Genomic DNA, 21,674 nt, shown 5'->3' with positions numbered 1-21,674 from the left:
TAATATACTCTAGAGCATATTAATTATTAGGGGTTTCTTTTTGTTATCTAGTTTGTAGTGAATTTGTATAAACCTGGACGTATTATTGACAAATACCCTTGAAATTGATATAGTAAACTACATAATAAAAATAGAAAATTATAGGAGTGTGAATTGCCTTGGACCCGTCCATGTATTATGTAATACTTGTTATCATGATTATTCTATCTGCCTTTTTTAGTGCCTCTGAGACTGCCTTTTCAAGTGTAAATTTAATTCGTTTACGTCAATATGTAGACGATGGTAGACCTGGAGCTAAAAAGGCACTAAATGTAGCGGAACGATTTGATGAAGTATTATTAGCAATTTTAATAGGAAATAATATTGTTAATTTAGCCTCTGCATCGCTTGCAACGATTGTCGCAACAGAAGTTTTAAATCTAGGTGCTTCGGGTGCTCCAATTGCGACGGCTGTCATGACCGTTTTAATTATCATTTTTGGTGAAATTTTACCCAAATCTTACGCAAAGGAAAACTCTGAATCGTTAGCATTGTCAATAGGTACTATCTACTATTATATGATAAAAGTAATGAAGCCTTTAATCTTTATCTTTATGGTATTAAAGGATTTTGTAGCTAAATTATACAGTAAAAAAGAAGACGAACCTTCAGTTACGGAAGATGAACTGAATGTAATTATCGATACTATGGAAGAAGAAGGGGTACTCCAACAGGATGAGGTTGAAATGTTACAGAGTGTTCTTGATTTAAGTGAAACATTCGTAAAAGATATTATGACTCCTCGTGTTGATGTTGTTGCCGTAGATGTTCATGATTCTACTGAAAATGTTAAAAATGTATTTTTTGAAGAAAAATATTCACGTATTCCCGTTTACGATGAATCGCGTGATAATATAGTTGGTATTCTTTATGAACGTGACTTATTTTCTGCTATTATTGAAAATGGATCAACAGATGATCTTTTAATTGCAGATGTGATGCGTGATCCAATGTATGTTTCCTATACAATGCGCGTTTCAGATTTACTTACCCGGTTACAATTAGAAAAACAACATTTAGCAATTGTTGCGGATGAGTACGGAGGAACTGCCGGATTGGTTACGATGGAAGATGTTCTAGAGGAAGTCGTAGGGGAAATATATGATGAACACGATGAAGAGGAACAATTGGTCGTTAAAAAAAGTGATACTCTCTATGAGGTGAAGGCCGAAATAGAGTTAGATGAATTATTTGATATCATGGATATTGATTTAGATATTCCAGAAGACGCTTATTCATTAGGAAGTTGGATGTATTCTAAAATAGAAGATATCCCGGAAATCGGAGATATGTATCAGTATCATAACCTGATATTTACGATTATTGAAGTAGAAGATCGCCGAATTATTAGGGTTAAAATTGAGGTTGTAGAACCTGAGAATGCACCTGAGGAATAGATTGAAAGAGTGGTAGGGCTAGTTAGCTTAATACCGCTCTTTTTGATTTTAGAGTCAAACACGCAGAATATTACAAGTTGAGAGATGAAAAGCTCATGCACGCATAAGATTCCGAACATATAGGAAATGAATTTTAGTTAGATAGCAATTTAAGGATTATACGAGAGATGGATGATTAGTAGGTAACCTGGCATGATAACTATCAACTGGATGAGTATGTCACGGAAAATGGTTCATTGTAAAAAAATATTTTGTAGTGTAGATCAGATGTACGCGTGTACGTGAGAGAATAGTTTTCGTGATTAAAGCTTTTAAAAATACCCTCATAGAGTGTAGGAGATAGAATCCTTTATGTGAAAGCTGATTATATAGGACCCTTGAATGGTATAAAAAAATGTTAAATAATGAAAAAATATTTTATTTCGACGATATCTTATTTAATTTATTAAAAAATATAAAAAATCGGTTGACTACTAGATGACAAGATGTTATTATAAATGAGTCGCCAAAAGGGCGATGGAAAAGAAAACAAAAAAAGTTAAAAAGTGTTTGACAGAAGTTGTTGAACATGATAAACTAGAAAAGTCGCCAAGAGAGGTGGACAAGAAATCTTATAAAAAAAGATAAAAAAACATTTGACAGAAAAAGTCGAATGCGGTAAGATAAAGAAGTCGTCAAAAGGCGAGAGAAGTTCTTTGAAAACTAAACAGAACGTCAAGAATCATGAGCGAAAGAAATTTCGCAAGCTAAGGAAACAAACAATTATGGAGAGTTTGATCCTGGCTCAGGATGAACGCTGGCGGCGTGCCTAATACATGCAAGTCGAGCGAACCACTTCGGTGGGAAGCGGCGAACGGGTGAGTAACACGTAGGTGATCTGCCCATCAGACGGGGACAACGATTGGAAACGATCGCTAATACCGGATAGGACGAAAGTTTAAAGATGCTCCTGGCATCACTGATGGATGAGCCTGCGGCGCATTAGCTAGTTGGTGGGGTAAAGGCCTACCAAGGCGACGATGCGTAGCCGACCTGAGAGGGTGAACGGCCACACTGGGACTGAGACACGGCCCAGACTCCTACGGGAGGCAGCAGTAGGGAATCTTCGGCAATGGGCGAAAGCCTGACCGAGCAACGCCGCGTGAATGAAGAAGGCCTTCGGGTTGTAAAATTCTGTTATAAGGGAAGAAAGGTGATAGGAGGAAATGACTATCAATTGACGGTACCTTATGAGAAAGCCACGGCTAACTACGTGCCAGCAGCCGCGGTAATACGTAGGTGGCAAGCGTTATCCGGAATTATTGGGCGTAAAGAGCGCGCAGGTGGTTAATTAAGTCTGATGTGAAAGCCCACGGCTTAACCGTGGAGGGTCATTGGAAACTGGTTGACTTGAGTGCAGAAGAGGGAAGTGGAATTCCATGTGTAGCGGTGAAATGCGTAGAGATATGGAGGAACACCAGTGGCGAAGGCGGCTTCCTGGTCTGCAACTGACACTGAGGCGCGAAAGCGTGGGGAGCAAACAGGATTAGATACCCTGGTAGTCCACGCCGTAAACGATGAGTGCTAAGTGTTGGGGGTCGAACCTCAGTGCTGAAGTTAACGCATTAAGCACTCCGCCTGGGGAGTACGGTCGCAAGACTGAAACTCAAAGGAATTGACGGGGACCCGCACAAGCGGTGGAGCATGTGGTTTAATTCGAAGCAACGCGAAGAACCTTACCAGGTCTTGACATACCATTGACGCCTCTAGAGATAGAGGGTTTCCTTCGGGGACAATGGATACAGGTGGTGCATGGTTGTCGTCAGCTCGTGTCGTGAGATGTTGGGTTAAGTCCCGCAACGAGCGCAACCCCTGTCGTTAGTTGCCAGCAGTAAGATGGGGACTCTAACGAGACTGCCAGTGACAAACTGGAGGAAGGTGGGGATGACGTCAAATCATCATGCCCCTTATGACCTGGGCTACACACGTGCTACAATGGTTGGTACAAAGAGAAGCGAAGCGGTGACGTGGAGCAAACCTCATAAAGCCAATCTCAGTTCGGATTGTAGGCTGCAACTCGCCTACATGAAGTTGGAATCGCTAGTAATCGCGAATCAGAATGTCGCGGTGAATACGTTCCCGGGTCTTGTACACACCGCCCGTCACACCACGAGAGTTTACAACACCCGAAGTCAGTGGCCTAACCGCAAGGAGGGAGCTGCCTAAGGTGGGGTAGATGATTGGGGTGAAGTCGTAACAAGGTATCCCTACCGGAAGGTGGGGATGGATCACCTCCTTTCTATGGAGAAAGAGACGTTCTGTTTAGTTTTGGGAGAATTTCGATTTTCCTAGAATTGATCTTTGAAAACTAGATATCTTCTGAAGAAGAAAAGTTAAGTAATAAAGGGCGCACGGAGGATGCCTAGGCACTAGGAGTCGAAGAAGGACGCGACAAACGGCGAAACGCCTCGGGGAGCTGTAAGTAAGCAAAGAGCCGGGGATATCCGAATGGGGAAACCCGCTAGTGGTCATACGCTAGCACCGTATGGTGAATCAATAGCCATAGAGGAGACAGACCCAGGGAACTGAAACATCTAAGTACCTGGAGGAAAAGAAAGAAACATCGATTCCCCAAGTAGCGGCGAGCGAACAGGGAGGAGCCCAAACCGGAGTAATCCGGGGTAGAAGGACCTTCAGAAATGACTGAACATGATAGCCGAATGGTCTGGGAAGGCCAACCGGAGGGGGTGAGAGTCCCGTAGGTGAAATTGTGTGAAGCAGGGAAGGGATCCTGAGTACGGCGGGACACGAGAAATCCCGTCGGAAGCAACGAGGACCATCTCGTAAGGCTAAATACTACCTAGTGACCGATAGTGAACCAGTACCGTGAGGGAAAGGTGAAAAGAACCCCGGAAGGGGAGTGAAAGAGAACCTGAAACCGTGTGCCTACAACTAGTCAGAGCCCGTTAAAGGGTGATGGCGTGCCTTTTGTAGAATGAACCGGCGAGTTACGATATCGTGCAAGGTTAAGTTGAAGAGACGGAGCCGAAGCGAAAGCGAGTCTGAATAGGGCGAGGAGTACGATGTTGTAGACCCGAAACCGTGTGAGCTAGCCATGAGCAGGCTGAAGGTCAGGTAACACTGACTGGAGGGCCGAACCAGGGCACGTTGAAAAGTGCTTGGATGACTTGTGGCTAGGGGTGAAATTCCAATCGAACACGGATATAGCTGGTTCTCTCCGAAATAGCTTTAGGGCTAGCCTCGATAAGAGTCTACTGGAGGTAGAGCACTGAATGGGTGATGGCCCCACCTCGGGGTACTGATCTCAATCAAACTCCGAATGCCAGATAGATATGATCGGGAGTCAGACTGTGGGTGATAAGGTCCATGGTCAAAAGGGAAAGAGCCCAGACCGCCAGCTAAGGCCCCCAAGTGTCCGTTAAGTGGAAAAGGATGTGGAGATGCACAGACAACTAGGAGGTTGGCTTAGAAGCAGCCATCCTTTAAAGAGTGCGTAATAGCTCACTAGTCGAGTGACTCTGCGCCGAAAATGTACCGGGGCTAAACGGACCGCCGAAGCTGCGGATTGACACGAAGTGTCAGTGGTAGGAGAGCGTTCTAACAGCGGAGAAGCAGTACCGGAAGGAGCTGTGGAGCGGTTAGAAGTGAGAATGCCGGTGTGAGTAGCGAAAGATAGGTGAGAATCCTATCCATCGAAAGCCTAAGGTTTCCAGGGGAAGGCTCGTCCGCCCTGGGTAAGTCGGGACCTAAGGTGAGGCCGAAAGGCGTAGCCGATGGACAACAGGTAGAGATTCCTGTACCACTTAATAAACTGAAGGAGTGACGGAGAAGGCTAAGTTGAGCGTGTGAATGGATTCACGTGTAAGCAGTGAGGTGGTCATGTAGGCAAATCCGCATGGCGAAACATTGAGCTGTGATGCCGAAAGCCCGAAAGGGTGAAGTCAGCTGATGTCACGCTTCCAAGAAAAGCTTCTAGGGATAATTTATTAGGTGCCCGTACCGATAACCGACACAGGTAGGCGAGGAGAGAATCCTAAGATGAGCGAGAGAACTCTTGTTAAGGAACTCGGCAAAATGACCCCGTAACTTCGGGAGAAGGGGTGCTTGTGAAAGCAAGCCGCAGTGAAAAGGCCCAGGCGACTGTTTATCAAAAACACAGGTCTCTGCTAAACCGCAAGGTGATGTATAGGGGCTGACGCCTGCCCGGTGCTGGAAGGTTAAGAGGAGAGGTTAGCGCAAGCGAAGCTTTGAATTGAAGCCCCAGTAAACGGCGGCCGTAACTATAACGGTCCTAAGGTAGCGAAATTCCTTGTCGGGTAAGTTCCGACCCGCACGAAAGGCGTAACGATCTGGGCGCTGTCTCAACAAGAGACTCGGTGAAATCATAGTACCTGTGAAGATGCAGGTTACCCGCGACAGGACGGAAAGACCCCGTGGAGCTTTACTGTAGCTTGATATTGAGCACTGGTGACACATGTACAGGATAGGTAGGAGACGAAGAGACCAGGACGCCAGTCTTGGAGGAGTCGCTGTTGGGATACTACCCTTGTGTTACTGGGGTTCTAACCCGTGGCCATGAGCTGGTCAGGGGACAGTGTCAGGTGGGCAGTTTGACTGGGGCGGTCGCCTCCCAAAGAGTAACGGAGGCGCCCAAAGGTTCCCTCAGAATGGTTGGAAATCATTCGAAGAGTGTAAAGGCAGAAGGGAGCTTGACTGCGAGACCAACAAGTCGAGCAGGGACGAAAGTCGGGCTTAGTGATCCGGCGGTACCGAATGGAAGGGCCGTCGCTCAACGGATAAAAGCTACCCCGGGGATAACAGGCTGATCTCCCCCAAGAGTTCACATCGACGGGGAGGTTTGGCACCTCGATGTCGGCTCATCGCATCCTGGGGCTGTAGTCGGTCCCAAGGGTTGGGCTGTTCGCCCATTAAAGCGGTACGCGAGCTGGGTTCAGAACGTCGTGAGACAGTTCGGTCCCTATCCGTCGTGGGCGTAGGAAATTTGAGAGGAGCTGTCCTTAGTACGAGAGGACCGGGATGGACACACCGCTGGTGTACCAGTTGTTCTGCCAGGAGCATAGCTGGGTAGCTACGTGTGGAAGGGATAAACGCTGAAAGCATCTAAGCGTGAAGCCCCCCTCAAGATGAGATTTCCCATTCGAAAGAAGTAAGATCCCTTGAAGACGACGAGGTAGATAGGTCAGGAGTGGAAGTTTGGTGACAGATGAAGCGGACTGATACTAATCGATCGAGGACTTAACTAAATAGGAAAGGCAAAAACGAGCGATTATCACAGGCAGAAAGTGAAAAGAACTGAGGAATCACGAAGGTGATGAACAGTTATTGAACTTTACCACTGTGATGCGAGAGTTGCCGGACAAGAAGAAGTAAGCAGAAGATATCTAGTTTTGTGAGATTGATAAGATCTGACAGAAGGTCTAGTGATAAGGGCAAGGAGGGCACACCTGTTCCCATACCGAACACAGAAGTTAAGCTCCTTAGCGCCGAGGGTAGTACGCAAGTGCGAGAGTAGGACGTCGCTAGGCCATAAAAAAACGCGGGTGTAGTTTAATGGTAGAACTTCAGCCTTCCAAGCTGACTGTGAGAGTTCGATTCTCTTCACCCGCTCCAAATAGCCAATCAACATCCTTTGGGATGTTTTTTTTATATATGTTTATAAGTGATAGGACTAATAGTAAAAGAGGGGATAAGATAATGATTGGGTTATATCTTTTAATAATTATTTTAATTGTATTAGTTGTAATGGGGCTAAGAAATCAAAGTTTAAAGAATAGTGAGCATTCCTATTCGCTTATTGAAAATCAACATAAACAGTTATTGGATGAGCAACAACGTATGGAAAAAAGATTACAACAAGCCAATTTTCAAATGATTGATACGATTGGTCAAAATAATGAACGTATTATCGAAAGATATGCTCAATTTGAACGTACGATACGTGGGCAATTATTACAACATAGTACGATGGTTACGGAGAATTTACAAAAAGATTTTGAACAATTAAATGAACGAATTGAAATAAATTTAACACGTATTAATGATAAAGTGAATGAAAGATTAGACAACTCATTCAATAGAACAAATGAGACATTTCAGAGTATTTTAATGCGATTAGCAAAAATAGATGAGGCTCAAAAAAAAATTGAAAGTTTATCAACAGATATTGTCTCATTACAAAATTTATTAACGGACAAAAAAAGCAGAGGAACTTATGGGGAAATTCAACTCTATCAAATACTTGCCTCAGTTTTCGGAGATAAAAATGATCGGCTTTATCAAATGCAATATCGTCTATCTAATGGAACCATTGTAGATGCTATTTTATTTGCACCCGCTCCATTAGATAATTTACCTATCGATTCAAAATTCCCTTTGGAAAATTATCAACGCATGATGGATCGCAGCTTATCTCAGTTAGAGAGACAGGTAGCCACTAAAAAATTTAAATCTGATGTTAAAAAACATATTGATGACATTGCATTAAAATACGTTCAGGCTGTGGAAACTTCAGATCAGGCGATCATGTTTATGCCAGCCGAGGCTATTTTTGCGGAGATAAATGCATATCATTCCGATTTAATTGATTATGCACAACAAAGAAGGGTCTGGTTGGTATCACCTACTACATTAATGTCCACATTGACCACCATTCAGGTAATTCTAAATAATATTGAGCGTGATCGCCATGCGCTAGTGATTCAGCAAGAACTTAATAAACTAGGAGACGAATTCAAAAGATATAAGGAGAGATGGGATAAGTTAAGTAAACATATCGACACCGTTTCTAAGGATGTAAAAGAAATACATATTACAACCGAAAAAATTGGGACTAGATTTGATTCTATTTCAAATGTTGAGTTAGATTTTAAAGAATAATTTTTACAATTGACAAAATGTGATTTTATACTTATAATGATAGAGAAAATTAAAATATATAGAATATACTCTTATTCAGAGCGATGGAGGCATAGGGGCCTATGAAGTCGCGGCAACCTCCTTATAAAGGAAGGTGCCAACCCAAGCGAGTTTAACTTGAACAATAAGAGGGTTTGAATGAATTAGTTATTCAAGTCCGCTTATGGCGGGCTTTTTTTTATTAACTAAGAATGTTACATGAGTGATGACCCGTTTTATTATCGTTAATGAAGTATTAGGATAGAGTATAGCGTAGCAAAATTAAAGGAGGACATTATAATGTCAGAACGTCGTTTATTTACATCAGAATCTGTAACAGAAGGACATCCAGATAAAATTGCAGACCAAATTTCAGATTCTATTTTAGATGCCATTTTAAGTAAGGATCCGATGGCCCGTGTGGCATGTGAAACATCAGTTACTACTGGATTAGTTTTAGTTTTTGGAGAGATTACTACTTCGTCTTATGTGGATATTCAAAAGGTGGTGCGTGAAACAATTCGTGAAATTGGATATGATCGTGCTAAGTATGGGTTCGATGCCGATACATGTGCTGTACTAACTGCTATTGATGAGCAATCAGGAGATATTGCTATGGGAGTTGACAATGCACTTGAGGCAAGAAATGGTGTTATGACCGATGAGCAGATTGAAGCAATTGGTGCTGGTGATCAAGGTCTGATGTTTGGGTTTGCAACAAATGAAACAGAGGATTATATGCCATTACCTATTTCATTAGCGCATAGATTAGCTCGCCGATTAACAGAGGTACGTAAAAATGGAACATTAGATTATTTAAGACCTGATGGAAAAACACAAGTAACGATCGAATATAATGAAGATGGAAAACCAGTAGCGATAGATACTGTGTTACTTTCAACACAACATTCACCAGAAGTTAGTCATGAGAAAATTGAGTCAGATATAAAAAAATATGTATTTGATGCTGTCTTACCCGAACATTTAGTGACTGATAAGACACGTTATTTAGTTAATCCAACAGGACGTTTTGTTATTGGTGGACCACACGGGGATGCGGGATTAACGGGACGAAAAATTATTGTTGATACTTATGGAGGATATGCTAGACATGGTGGAGGTGCATTTTCTGGAAAAGATGCAACGAAAGTTGACCGATCAGCTGCTTATGCTGCCCGCTATGTAGCGAAAAACTTAGTTGCTGCCGGATATGCAGATAAGATTGAAATACAACTTTCATATGCAATCGGAGTAGCACAGCCTACCTCTATCATGGTAGATACATTTGGAACGGGGAAATTATCCGATGCAAAGATTGTGGAGATTATTCGTCGTAATTTTGACTTACGCCCAGCTGGTATTATTAATATGTTAGATTTAAGAAAACCAATTTATCGAAAAACAGCAGCTTATGGACATTTTGGTCGCAGTGATGTAGACTTTCCTTGGGAGCGTTTAGACAAGGTTGAAGTTTTAAAAGAGCAATTATAATTGTTAAAAAAGAGTCTGGTTAAAAATAAAACTAGACTCTTTTTTTGTAGGTTTAATTATAAAATCGTAGGATATAAATTTACATTTTTTATTTAATTGGTGATATAATATAGTATAAAATTACTGTTTGATGTTTGAAAGGATGTGCCTCTGTGCTTAAAAGGTTATTACTTATTATTAATCCTACTTCTGGACGTGGGATGATAAAAGACTACTTATTATTGATCATTAAGGAGTTAAGTTTGGCAGGATATGAGGTAGTTGTATATCCGACTAAGTCCAAAAATGATGCAACCAATAAAATGAAAGAGGCAAAATCCTATGATTTAATTGTTGCCAGTGGAGGGGATGGTACTTTAAATGAGGTTATTACAGGTTTAATTAAAGCAAATGCCAATACACCAATTGCCTACATTCCAACAGGGACAACGAATGATTTTGCTACAACATTGGGGATACCTAAAAATATCCCGCGAGCTGTTAAATTATGTACAGAGGGTAAAATTGCCCCTATTGATATCGGGCAGTTTGATGAAAGATACTTTACATACGTCGCAGCATTTGGAGCGTTTACCGATGTTGCTTATGAAACTCCACAACCTCGTAAAAATATGTTAGGGGGATTAGCATACTTAATAGAGGGGTTATTAAAGTTACCAGCTATTCAATCTTATAAATGTCGAATCACATACAGCGGTGGTGTGATTGAAGGCGATTATATTTTTGGAATGATTTCAAATTCGGATTCTGTTGCGGGAATTAAAAATGCGTTTGGAAATCATGCTGATTTAAGTGATGGCTTATTCGAGGTCACTTTAATTCGTGCCCCTAAAAATTTATTGGATATACACCGAATTTTAACTGATTTTTTAAATACGACGTATGATCCGGAGTATGTAGTTACCCTAAAGACAGATCGGATAACTGTAGAGAGTGAACAAGATGTAAAATGGACGTTAGACGGTGAAGACGGTGGGGTACTAAAAAGTGTACACATTAGAAGCTTACAACACCGCGTTCAAATTTGTTGTCCTAAATTATAATATTATAAAATCTTTAAATTACTAGATGGTGGGGGCCGTCTAATGATTTAAAGATTTTTATTTATACGGGAAAATCTGAATGGAATAAAAGCCCATTGAAAAGACCATTCTATTAGTAATCAGAGTCTTGAGGTGATGAAATGATTGTTACTTTATTTTTAGTACTATCAGTACCTATTTTACTTTTATTTTTCCTTAATCAATTAAGAATTGCACAAATTTCTTTGAATCACTTATTTTCATGGTTAAAGTGGTATGGGCTATGTCTCATTGTTTATTATGTATTATCATCTAACCAGTACTATTTTGATAAAGTCAACTATTTAATGGTAGACGTGGTGAATTTGAGCGTGCTAATTATTATATCATTTGGTATGATTATTTATGTTCATCAATATTGTATTGATAAAGAAAGAGAAAATAAAATGAAAGAACTGGCAATAGCATACGCCCTACTGCAAAAGGAAGAGCAGGAGCGTGAGAATGATTCCCTAAAAAAAGAGTAGGACTATTATTTTATGAGGGATGATTGAATTGGATAACGTGACGGAGGTTTTCATGAGAAAAGTAACTGTAAGTAAGAATTTAAAAGAAAAAGTACCGGGGTATTGTTTAGCAGTGTTATCTTTTGATATCAAAATTGAGTTAACCTCGGATGCTTTAAAAGAAGAGATGACTAATTTAGAGCGTGAAGTGCAACAAATGCTAACGTTAGAAAACCTATTAAAACAACCACGGATTGAGGCTGCACGAGTCGGTTATAGAAGCTTGGGAAAGGATCCTTCTCGTTATCGACTGGCAACAGAGGCCTTGTTACGCCGACTCATAAAGGGAAATGGTTTATATCATATCAATAATGCTGTCGATATTGGAAATATATTATCTGTACGTACTCAAAGAAGTGTAGCAGTACTAGATGAGGATAAAATAATGGGAGATATTTTAATTCGAATTGGGGAAGATGAACCGTATGAGGGAATTGGTCGAGGAAATATAAATATAAAGAATATACCCGTATATTGTGATAAAAAGGGACCCTTTGGTACACCGACGTCGGATACACCTAGAACCCGCATTACGGAAAATACCCATAAGATATTATTGTTTATTACTTCCTTTAACGGTACAGAAGGATTGGTGACTGATGTGGAGTTAGCTAAAGAGCTGTTTTCTAGATTTAGTGTCTCATCAAATTTTTCAGTTGAAATAGTGGAATAAGGTACTATGTAGGACAGACTTATGATATAATTTTAAAATAGATTTTTATACAAAAAATGTTTAATTTTACATTTTTGATATGTAAGCGAGGTGTTTTTTTATGGAAATGATTAATGAAAATTCCAATTTCATTAAGACGATTATGAAGGAAGACTTAGAAAGTGGTAAACATAAAGAAATTATTACACGTTTTCCACCAGAACCAAATGGTTATCTCCATATTGGACATGCAAAAGCCATTTTAACTAACTACTTATTAGCTAAAGAGTTTAATGGAAAAATGAATTTACGTTTTGATGATACAAATCCCGTAAAGGAAGATGATGAGTTCGTTCAAGGGATTATAAATGATATTAAATGGTTAGGTGTAGAATATAATCAATTATTATTTGCTTCCGATACATTTGAAAAGATGTATGAGCATGCTGTTGAGTTAATCAAAAAAGGGAAGGCATATGTCGATGACCAAACGCCTGAACAAATGCGTGAAAATCGTGGAACCTTAACACAACCGGGAGTAGAATCTCCTTATCGAAATCGTACAGTTGAGGAAAATTTAGAGTTATTTGAGAATATGCGTAACGGACTTTATAAAGATGGTGAGAAGGTTTTACGTGCTAAAATTGATATGAGTTCTCCGAATATGAATCTTCGTGACCCAGCTATTTATCGTATTTTACATACCTCACATCACAATACAGGGGATAAATGGTGTATCTATCCAATGTATGATTATGCTCATCCACTTGAAGATGCCTTTGAAGGAATTACTCATTCCCTTTGTTCATTAGAGTATGAGGATCATCGTCCATTATATGATTGGGTGATTGAAAATTGTGAGACTGAAGCAAAACCACGACAAATTGAGTTTGCACGTCTTAATATGAAAAATACTATTATGTCTAAGCGATATCTTAAACAGTTAGTGGATGAAGGCGTGGTATCTGGTTGGGATGATCCGCGTATGCCAACAGTAGCAGGATTACGTAGAAGAGGTTATACACCAGAATCAATTACTAATTTTATTCAAGAGGTAGGTCTTTCTAAGGCAGTAAGTACAGTGGATCCTCAAATGTTAGAACACTTTGTGCGAGAGGATTTAAAGTTAAAAGCACCACGTACAATGGCAGTTTTACGCCCATTAAAGGTAGTTATTACTAATTATCCAGAGGGTGAAGTTGAATACCTTGATGCAGAAATTAATCCAGAGGTTCCAGAAATGGGAACACGCAAAATACCTTTTTCACGTGAAATCTATATTGAACAAGAAGATTTCATGGAAAATCCAATTCCAAAATATTTCCGTTTATTCCCTGGAAACGAAGTCCGTTTAAAACATGCTTATTTTATTAAGTGTACAGATGTGATTAAGGATGAGGACGGAAATGTGATTGAGATTCACGCAACTTATGATAAGGATACAAAATCGGGATCAGGATTTACGGGTCGTAAAGTAAAAGGAACAATCCATTGGGTGGATGCGAATCATAATATTCCAGCTGACTTCCATTTATATGAACCGTTACTTATTGAAAATGAAGAAACAGAAGGATTACCATTCTTAGAACGTATCAATAGAAACTCAGAAGAGGTTGTTCATGGTTTTGTAGAAGAAAACATGAAGGATGTAAAAGCGCAAGATAAATTCCAATTTTTCCGCCATGGTTATTTTAATGTTGATCCAAAACGTACTCAAGACGGTAAGTTATCGTTTAATCGTATCGTTTCATTAAAATCAAGCTTCCGTATTTAATTTATTTATTAATTTTAATGAAAAGCTCGTAGATTAAATCTATTTATTTAATCTGCGAGCTTTTTTATGGATAAGAAATGGTTAGGAAAGAAAAAGTTTCATTCTGACATTGCATAAGCTTACTTTATTTTTCCTAGACTAATAGGTAGAGTTAGAATTTTTATTAATATTTTGATAAAACATTAATTAGGGAATGACTGTTTATTTAATTTGAATACTAAAATTGTTATAATAAAACAGATTATGTTTAATAATGTTGAAACTTTGATAGTGCAGATGACTTTTATATAGAGGTGAAATAATGAATCAATTACTACATAATATGAACCCTCAACAGAAAGAGGCAATTTTAACAACTGAGGGACCGCTTTTAGTGATGGCCGGGGCGGGATCTGGGAAAACCCGTGTTTTAACCCATCGAATCGCTTATTTAATGTCGGAAAAGCAGGTTTCTCCTTACAATATTTTGGCGATAACTTTTACGAATAAGGCAGCAAGAGAGATGAAGGAACGCGTAGAAAAACTAATTGGGGAACGCGGAAAAGATGTATGGATTTCTACTTTCCATTCGATGTGTGTTCGTATTCTGAGGAGAGATATTGATTTAATTGGGTACGATTTGAATTTTGGAATTTTAGATGATGCGGATCAATTAAGTGTGATAAAGACTGTAATGGAAGATTTAAATCTTGATCCTAAGAGACAATCTCCAAAATATTTTTTATCTCAAATTAGTAACGCTAAAAACGAACTTAAATCTCCACGTGATTTGAGCAAAGAATTTGAAAATGAAGACGTAATTCGTGTATATGAAAGATATCAACAGATTTTATTTAAAAATAATCGTGTTGATTTTGATGATTTATTAGTGCTTACGGTCCACTTATTTGAAAAGCATCCGGAAGTGTTAACATTTTATCAAAATAAGTTTCAGTATATTCACATTGATGAGTACCAAGATACGAATAATGCACAATATCAAATTGTTTCATTATTGGCTCAAAAGTTCAGAAACATCTGCGTCGTTGGCGATTCGGATCAATCTATCTACAGTTGGCGCGGAGCAAATATTGAAAATATTTTATCATTTGAACACGATTATCCTGATGCAAAGGTTGTATTATTAGAGCAAAATTATCGTTCAAAGCAGATGATTCTTAATGCAGCAAATGATGTGATTCAAAATAATAGTGGCCGCCTGGACAAAAGATTATGGTCCGATCGTGGTGAAGGGAATCAAATTGAATATTATCGAGCGCTAGATGGGGATGTTGAGGCAACCTATATCGCGGATAAAATTTCATATATGCGCCGAGATAGTTATGATTATCATGATTTCGCTATTTTATATCGCACAAATTCACAATCACGAGCGATTGAACAGGCATTTTTAAGACAAAATATTCCGTATCGTTTAATAGGAGGACAGAGTTATTTTAAACGAAAAGAGATTAAAGATTTAATGGCTTATTTACGTTTAATTTGTAATCCTGATGATGATTTATCATTTAAACGTATCGTCAATGAGCCTAAGCGTGGAATTGGTGCAGCTTCAATTGAAAAATTAACTCAGTTTGCGAATGAGGCCGAATTATCATTAATGGCTTCAATTGATGAGGTTGACAACGGCATTGCCCGAGCAACTTTAAATAAATTTATTGATTTTAAACAGATGATTTATATGCTACGTTCTCAAATCGAAGCTTACTCTATCGCGGAATTCATTGATTTAGTTTTAAGACAAACTGGATATTTAGAGATGCTTGAAAATGAAAACACGATTGAGGCGGATAGCCGTATTGATAACTTAGGTGAGTTTCAATCGATGGCGACCCAGTTTGAAGAGGTAGATTTAAATGAAATTTTGGCTGAGGAAGAGAGTGAGGAACGCGCTGATGAACTCTCAACTATGACTAAACTTGTCATATTACTTAATGATTTAATGCTTCAAACCGATACCGAAACGGAAGAGGAGGCAAATGAATCCAAAGTTACCTTAATGACGATTCACGCGGCTAAGGGATTAGAGTTTCCAGTTGTGTTTATTTGCGGATTTGAAGATGGAATTTTCCCATTACATTCGGCTTTAGAACAAGGAGGAGACGAACTTGAAGAAGAGCGACGGTTAGCATACGTAGCTATTACTCGTGCGGAAGACATTTTATTTATTACAAATGCACAAAGTCGCTATCAGTATGGTCGACGTTCCGCAAATCGAGAATCGATGTTTATTCATGAAATATCTGATAAGTATTTAAATAAAACAGGAATCGAAACTCGTTCAAAACGCCCATCATTTACGTTACAGGAAGCACTAGATAATAGAAGTCCGAAAAAGACTATCCAAACGATAACCCTCACAACAGATTCATCTTGGAAAAGCGGGGATAAGGTTTTACATGATAGTTTTGGAGAAGGAGTCGTTGTCGGAGTTAAAGGTGAAATTGTTTCGATTGCATTTAGTTCCCCACATGGGATAAAAAAATTAATGGGATCACATCCCGCTTTGAAAAAACGAGGATAAGGCATATAATCAACCTAAATGTATCCGGGTGTATCTGTAGGGAGGATAACCTTATATAGGTATAAATCATTATTTTTAATAGGGTATAGACTGAGTAAGTTTTTATTGAAATCACGTTTTTACTTAATAGGGGGAAATAGGATAATTGAACGCCACTAGGATAGATAGAAATTAAAGAATATTATTTTTGATTGGAGGATTTAATGATGTTGAAGCAGCGTGTGGAAGAGTTAACAAAGCTATTAAATCAATATAACACAGAGTATTATGTCTTCGATAATCCAAGTGTTAGCGATCGCGAGTATGACCGGCTTTTACAGGAATTAATTGAAATAGAACAAAAAAACCCTGAACTTAAGACTCCAACATCCCCGACAGTGCGTGTTGGAGGCGCCGTTTTAGAAGGTTTTGATAAAGTGTTACATACGAATCCAATGTTGTCGTTAGGAAATGCTTTTAATGAAGGTGATTTAAGAGAATTTGATTCACGGATAAGGAAAGTGACGCCTAATATTAATTATGTTTGTGAATTAAAGATTGATGGGTTAGCAGTGACACTTCATTATGAGAATGGCCAGTTTGTTCGCGGTGCGACACGTGGGGACGGGACAACTGGAGAGGATATTAGTGAAAACTTAAAAACGATTCGGGCGATTCCGTTAACGATACCTTATAGTGATTTATTGGAGGTTCGTGGAGAAGCGTATATGTCAAAAGAGACGCTAGAAAAGTTAAATAAGCGCCGTGCGCAGAATGGAGAAGAGTTATTCGCCAATCCCCGTAATGCGGCTGCAGGGTCACTACGACAATTAGATTCTAAAGTGACGTCTAAACGTGAATTAAGTATGTTTTGTTATGCTGTGCCTAGTGCTAAACAATTAGGATGTAAAACGCATGCTGAAAGTTTAGATAAAATTAAGGAAATGGGATTTAATGTTAATCCAAATTATGAAGTATGCCAGTCTATTGATGAAGTATTAGCGTATATTGAAAAGTGGTCTACGATGAGAACGGAATTACCTTATGAGATTGATGGAATTGTGATTAAAGTGAATCAATTGGATGATCAGGAGATTTTAGGTAATACGGTTAAAAGTCCTAGATGGGCCATTGCATATAAGTTTCCTGCCGAGGAGGTTGAGACTGTCTTAAAAGATATTATTTTTACAGTTGGTCGAACGGGGATGGTGACGCCTAATGCCGTGTTAGAGCCTGTTCGTGTAGCGGGAACACGGGTAAGTCGTGCGACGTTACATAATGAGGATTATGTAAAGGAACGTGACATTCGCGTTAATGATCGTGTAATTATTCGGAAGGCAGGGGAAATAATTCCTGAAGTAGTGAAGCCTTTAATCGAAGAAAGAAACGGTGATGAGGTACCTTTTGAGATGATTCATGAATGTCCACGCTGTGGAAGTGTTCTAGTTCGCGAGGAAAATGAGGCGGATTACTATTGTTTAAACATTGACTGCCCGGCACGTATTGTGGAAAGTTTATGCCACTTTGTATCACGTAATGCGATGAATATTGATGGATTAGGGATTAAGGTAGTACAGCAATTATATGAGCAACAGTTAATAAAAAATGTGGCCGACATTTATAAACTAGAGCGAAATCAGTTATTACCGCTTGAACGTATGGGCGAGAAAAAGGTCTCGAATTTATTAGCGGCTATTGAAAATAGTAAACAGAATAGTTTAGAACGGTTATTGTTCGGATTAGGAATTCGTCATGTGGGGAGTAAAACGGCTAAAGTTTTGGCAACTCACTTTGAAGAGATAGATAAATTAATAGGGGCCACTTTCGAAGATTTTAAAGGAATACCTGAGATTGGTGAAGTTATTTCAAAGAGCGTTATTCATTACTTTGCGGATGAATCAAATAAAATGTTGATCGAAGAATTAAAGACATTAGGATTAAATACGCTTTATACAGGAAATAAATTAGTGGCTAATACGCAGGAAAGTGCCTTCTACGGAAAAAGCGTGGTGTTGACTGGAACATTGACAACCTTATCGCGTAAGGAAGCGAGTATGAAGTTGGAGGAATTAGGGGCAAGAGTTTCAGGAAGTGTAAGTGCTAAAACAGATTTCTTAGTTGCAGGTGAGAAAAGTGGTTCAAAGCTTAAAAAGGCACAGGAGCTTGGAATCACGGTGATTGATGAAGAAACGATGTTAAAAATGATTGGTGAATAGGAGGGGTATACAATGAAATTAAAACGCGGATTTTTGTTAGCTGTTATCTGTTGTTTAGTTGTTTTGGTGGGGTGTTCTGCGCCCCCAACACCTAAGGTAGAAGAAGGGGGTTCAGAAGATGATTCCATGAAACGCCAACTCTTGTCTAACGAGGCAACGGCGGAATATTATCGGACGATGCTTCCCTATAAGACAAGTCCAACGAGGGGATTAGTTTATTCACGATATTCTAAAATGAATAACCGTTATGATATTGACGCATTTGAACTTGCCTTAATGCGAGAATCACAATCATATTTTTCTCCAGATCAAGTCTATTTCCAAGAAGGGCAAAACCTGACAAAAGCGATGGTTCAACGACTCTTATCTAAACGTTTAACCGAGGCGGAATTAGCTCAAGAATTAGAAGTAGACGCTAATTATAAGGATATCGGGTTAAATCCTACGAAAGATGAGGGAATTAATATTGATGGAATGGATGTCAATCCTGTTTACCTAGCATATTTACTTGAACAGGATTACGTGGTGACAAAAGATGAGAATACGGTTCTCGAAGGGGTAACCATAGGGTTAGCTTTAAATCCTTATCAAAATTGGAAAAATGAATTAGGTTACGATCAGACGATTGTATTGGATGAAGAAGCCTTAATTGAAAAAGGAAAAGAGATTGCTACTAGATTAATAGATATTCTCAGACAGGAAGAAGCTTTCAAGGATGTTCCAATTATGATTGGCTTATTTATCGTTCAAGAGGAAAGTGCGGTAACGCCAGGACATATGGTGGCGAAGACTTTAGTTGGTAAAAATAGTTCAACGATAAAAAATTGGGAATCAGTGAATGAGAAGTATTATTTGTTACCAGATAGCGCGATATTGGCGGTAGATGCTAACTTATCTAATCAGTTTAGTTCCTTTAAAGATACGATTAAAGAATATTATCCACATTATTATGGAGTCATAGGTCTTGCTCATGTTTTAAATAATAAAGTAGATAATTTGGAGATTATTATTAATATAGATTTTTATGGTTTAGCCGAAAAATTGTCTTTTCACCAGTTAGTGGCTCAGTTAATTCCCGATTCTTTTTCATCGGACTATGACATTGATGTGGTCATTCGTTCTAGTGATGAAATTTATGGAATATTAAAAAAATCAGCTAATGAACGCGAGGTAACATTAAAACTTACAGGTTGGAAATAAAGGATTATTTAGGAAGAGGTTAAAATGAAAAAATTATTTTGGCGTATAACAATGACGTTTTGGGTTCTATTCGGAATCGTTGTCGTCTCTTTTACGCTAACTTTCTATTGGAATTATGAAAAAATTTATTCTCAAAAATTGTTAGAGATTGATAGAGACGTTAATAAAATAGGAACTCAAATAGATCGTAATATCGTTTCATATGAACGGTTGCTTAAAACAGAGGAGTATAAACTTTTAACATTAACCGAAGATAATTTAAGGGTGTTGGAATCCTTAAATGATGAAGCACGTCATCAACTAATGAAGGATGGGGGTTTTGTAGAGTCTGACGATTTATTTGAATCTGCGTACCTAAGTGCGATTAATAGTATGAATGATATCTTACAAAAAAATCGGGAACTTTACGTGGACGATCATCGAGTATTAGATTTTCAAATCGTACCGATATTCGATCAGGGATATTCGGATGTTATGTCTAATAACTATCCAGAAGGGACTGAAACAATTAAGGTAGGTGATGCCCTTTATCTGGTCAATGATAAATTTGCGGATAAACGGAATTGGACAATCTACAAGCTTATCGAAAGTCAAGGAATATTATTTGGGTATATAAAATTATCAGTTGTATCGATTGGTCCGGGTACGTATGGGATTAATAGTGATCAGATTGTTGAAATGATTTATTATATTGGTAATAATCAATATATCGACGAAGAATTACCTACAAAGTTAAGTTCCCGAATTAAGGAATCAAATTTTGAGGAAGCATCTCAGTTATTAAAGGATAATGGGTATTATACGAATCGGTATATTTCATCCAAAAATAATATTAAAATGATTTATTACGTTGCCAATAAAGATTTAAGGAAAGCTATATTGAGGGAAACAATTAGTCTATTTGAATTTAGTACAATTTTGTTAACTTTACTATTTTTCTTTGCAGCGTATACATTATTTATCGTAATTATTAAGCTATGTTATTTATTAATTGAATACGTTGAACGTTGTGGAAATGGGGATTATTCTATGCCACCTAGAATTAATCCAGCATGGAAGACATCATTCTTAATGGTCCGTAATGCTTATTTAGAAAATGAACGCTTATTAAAGGTTAAGGATAATCAAAGTCAGGAATTAGAGCTTGCTTGGCAACGGTCCTTGCTCGCTAGCCAGGCGAAGACGTTGTTTTTAGCTAAAGTGTCTCATGAATTAAAAACGCCATTAAATGCGATTAAAGGTTATGTACAGTTATTGAAGTTAAGTATTGAGCAACCTAAGCAAAGAAAACAATTAGAAATTATTGAACATTCGAGTGATATTTTATTAAAGCATGTTAATGAATTATTAGACTTTTCAATGATCGAGGATGGAAAGGTGAAACTTACGGTTACGCAAATTAATGTTTTCCACATGGTAGACACTATTAAAGAGCTATTTTTTGTAGAAACAGCCAATAAGGGAATTAAGTTTATTGTGAATACGGATTCGACGATTCCAACTGAATTGTACGGTGATGAGGGACGAATTAAACAGATTATTATCAATTTAGTTTCAAATGCGATTAAGTTCACTGAGCAGGGAGAAATCAGGATTGACCTTACCTTGGATTATCAAAATGAATCAGATGCCTATTTAAGTATTAAGGTTACGGATACTGGAAAAGGAATAGCCCCAGATAAATTAGAATCGATTTTTGAGGCATTTACTCAAGAGAATAATACGATATCAAGACGTTTCGGTGGAACAGGCTTAGGATTAAGTATTTCAAAAAGATTAGCTGAGGCAATGGGGGGACGGTTAACCGTTGAAAGTACGGTTGATATTGGATCAACGTTTACTCTATTTTTACCACTTTCGAAATCTTTAGTGGAAGAGCAAGACATTTAACGTAAATGC

Annotated in this window: 11 protein-coding genes, 1 tRNA gene, 3 rRNA genes and 1 riboswitch; all 15 genes read left to right on the top strand. The window is 38.5% G+C overall.

The window, feature by feature from the left end; all coding sequences use genetic code 11:
- Window positions 1–158 precede the first annotated feature (158 nt).
- On the top strand, window positions 159–1,436 hold the full coding sequence (locus VXM77_RS10680; RefSeq protein WP_161832291.1) for a hemolysin family protein: 1,278 nt from the start codon (window positions 159–161) through the stop codon (window positions 1,434–1,436).
- A gap of 761 nt (window positions 1,437–2,197) precedes the next feature.
- A 16S ribosomal RNA gene (locus VXM77_RS10675) occupies window positions 2,198–3,714 on the top strand.
- A gap of 92 nt (window positions 3,715–3,806) precedes the next feature.
- A 23S ribosomal RNA gene (locus VXM77_RS10670) occupies window positions 3,807–6,700 on the top strand.
- A gap of 173 nt (window positions 6,701–6,873) precedes the next feature.
- Window positions 6,874–6,982 (top strand): 5S ribosomal RNA (gene rrf, locus VXM77_RS10665).
- Together the 16S, 23S and 5S rRNA genes with 1 tRNA gene alongside form the textbook arrangement of a ribosomal RNA operon.
- Before the next feature lie 11 nt (window positions 6,983–6,993).
- Window positions 6,994–7,067, top strand: a tRNA-Gly gene (locus tag VXM77_RS10660).
- Between the two features lie 84 nt (window positions 7,068–7,151).
- Complete coding sequence (locus VXM77_RS10655) at window positions 7,152–8,333, top strand: DNA recombination protein RmuC (protein WP_161832934.1); 1,182 nt, start codon at window positions 7,152–7,154, stop codon at window positions 8,331–8,333.
- 68 nt (window positions 8,334–8,401) lie between these two features.
- Window positions 8,402–8,503, top strand: a riboswitch (SAM riboswitch).
- A gap of 148 nt (window positions 8,504–8,651) precedes the next feature.
- Complete coding sequence (gene metK / locus VXM77_RS10650; RefSeq protein WP_161832933.1) at window positions 8,652–9,842, top strand: methionine adenosyltransferase; 1,191 nt, start codon at window positions 8,652–8,654, stop codon at window positions 9,840–9,842.
- Between the two features lie 152 nt (window positions 9,843–9,994).
- The gene (locus VXM77_RS10645; RefSeq protein ID WP_262950885.1) at window positions 9,995–10,885 is read left to right on the top strand and encodes a YegS/Rv2252/BmrU family lipid kinase; all 891 of its coding nucleotides are present in this window, start codon (window positions 9,995–9,997) and stop codon (window positions 10,883–10,885) included.
- A 140-nt stretch (window positions 10,886–11,025) separates the two neighbouring features.
- Window positions 11,026–11,391 (top strand): hypothetical protein, encoded by a 366-nt coding sequence (locus VXM77_RS10640; protein WP_161832317.1) that lies wholly within the window; start codon window positions 11,026–11,028, stop codon window positions 11,389–11,391.
- 52 nt (window positions 11,392–11,443) lie between these two features.
- A complete protein-coding gene (locus VXM77_RS10635; protein ID WP_161832318.1) occupies window positions 11,444–12,103 on the top strand; it encodes a phenylalanine--tRNA ligase beta subunit-related protein in 660 nt (219 codons plus the stop codon).
- A 100-nt stretch (window positions 12,104–12,203) separates the two neighbouring features.
- Complete coding sequence (locus VXM77_RS10630; protein ID WP_161832319.1) at window positions 12,204–13,856, top strand: glutamine--tRNA ligase/YqeY domain fusion protein; 1,653 nt, start codon at window positions 12,204–12,206, stop codon at window positions 13,854–13,856.
- Between the two features lie 301 nt (window positions 13,857–14,157).
- Window positions 14,158–16,380, top strand: coding sequence for a DNA helicase PcrA (gene pcrA / locus VXM77_RS10625; protein WP_161832320.1), 2,223 nt, complete (start codon window positions 14,158–14,160; stop codon window positions 16,378–16,380).
- A gap of 206 nt (window positions 16,381–16,586) precedes the next feature.
- The gene (gene ligA / locus VXM77_RS10620) at window positions 16,587–18,575 is read left to right on the top strand and encodes an NAD-dependent DNA ligase LigA (RefSeq protein ID WP_338506324.1); all 1,989 of its coding nucleotides are present in this window, start codon (window positions 16,587–16,589) and stop codon (window positions 18,573–18,575) included.
- 12 nt (window positions 18,576–18,587) lie between these two features.
- Window positions 18,588–19,775, top strand: a complete 1,188-nt coding sequence (locus VXM77_RS10615) for a CamS family sex pheromone protein (protein ID WP_262953680.1) — start codon at window positions 18,588–18,590, stop codon at window positions 19,773–19,775.
- A gap of 24 nt (window positions 19,776–19,799) precedes the next feature.
- Window positions 19,800–21,665 (top strand): ATP-binding protein, encoded by a 1,866-nt coding sequence (locus VXM77_RS10610; RefSeq protein WP_338506322.1) that lies wholly within the window; start codon window positions 19,800–19,802, stop codon window positions 21,663–21,665.
- The last annotated feature ends 9 nt before the right edge of the window (window positions 21,666–21,674 follow it).

The sequence above is a fragment of the Turicibacter sp. KK003 genome (assembly GCF_037014675.1).
Classification (GTDB): domain Bacteria; phylum Bacillota_I; class Bacilli_A; order MOL361; family Turicibacteraceae; genus Turicibacter; species Turicibacter faecis.
This window is presented reverse-complemented; position numbering and strand designations above follow the sequence as displayed.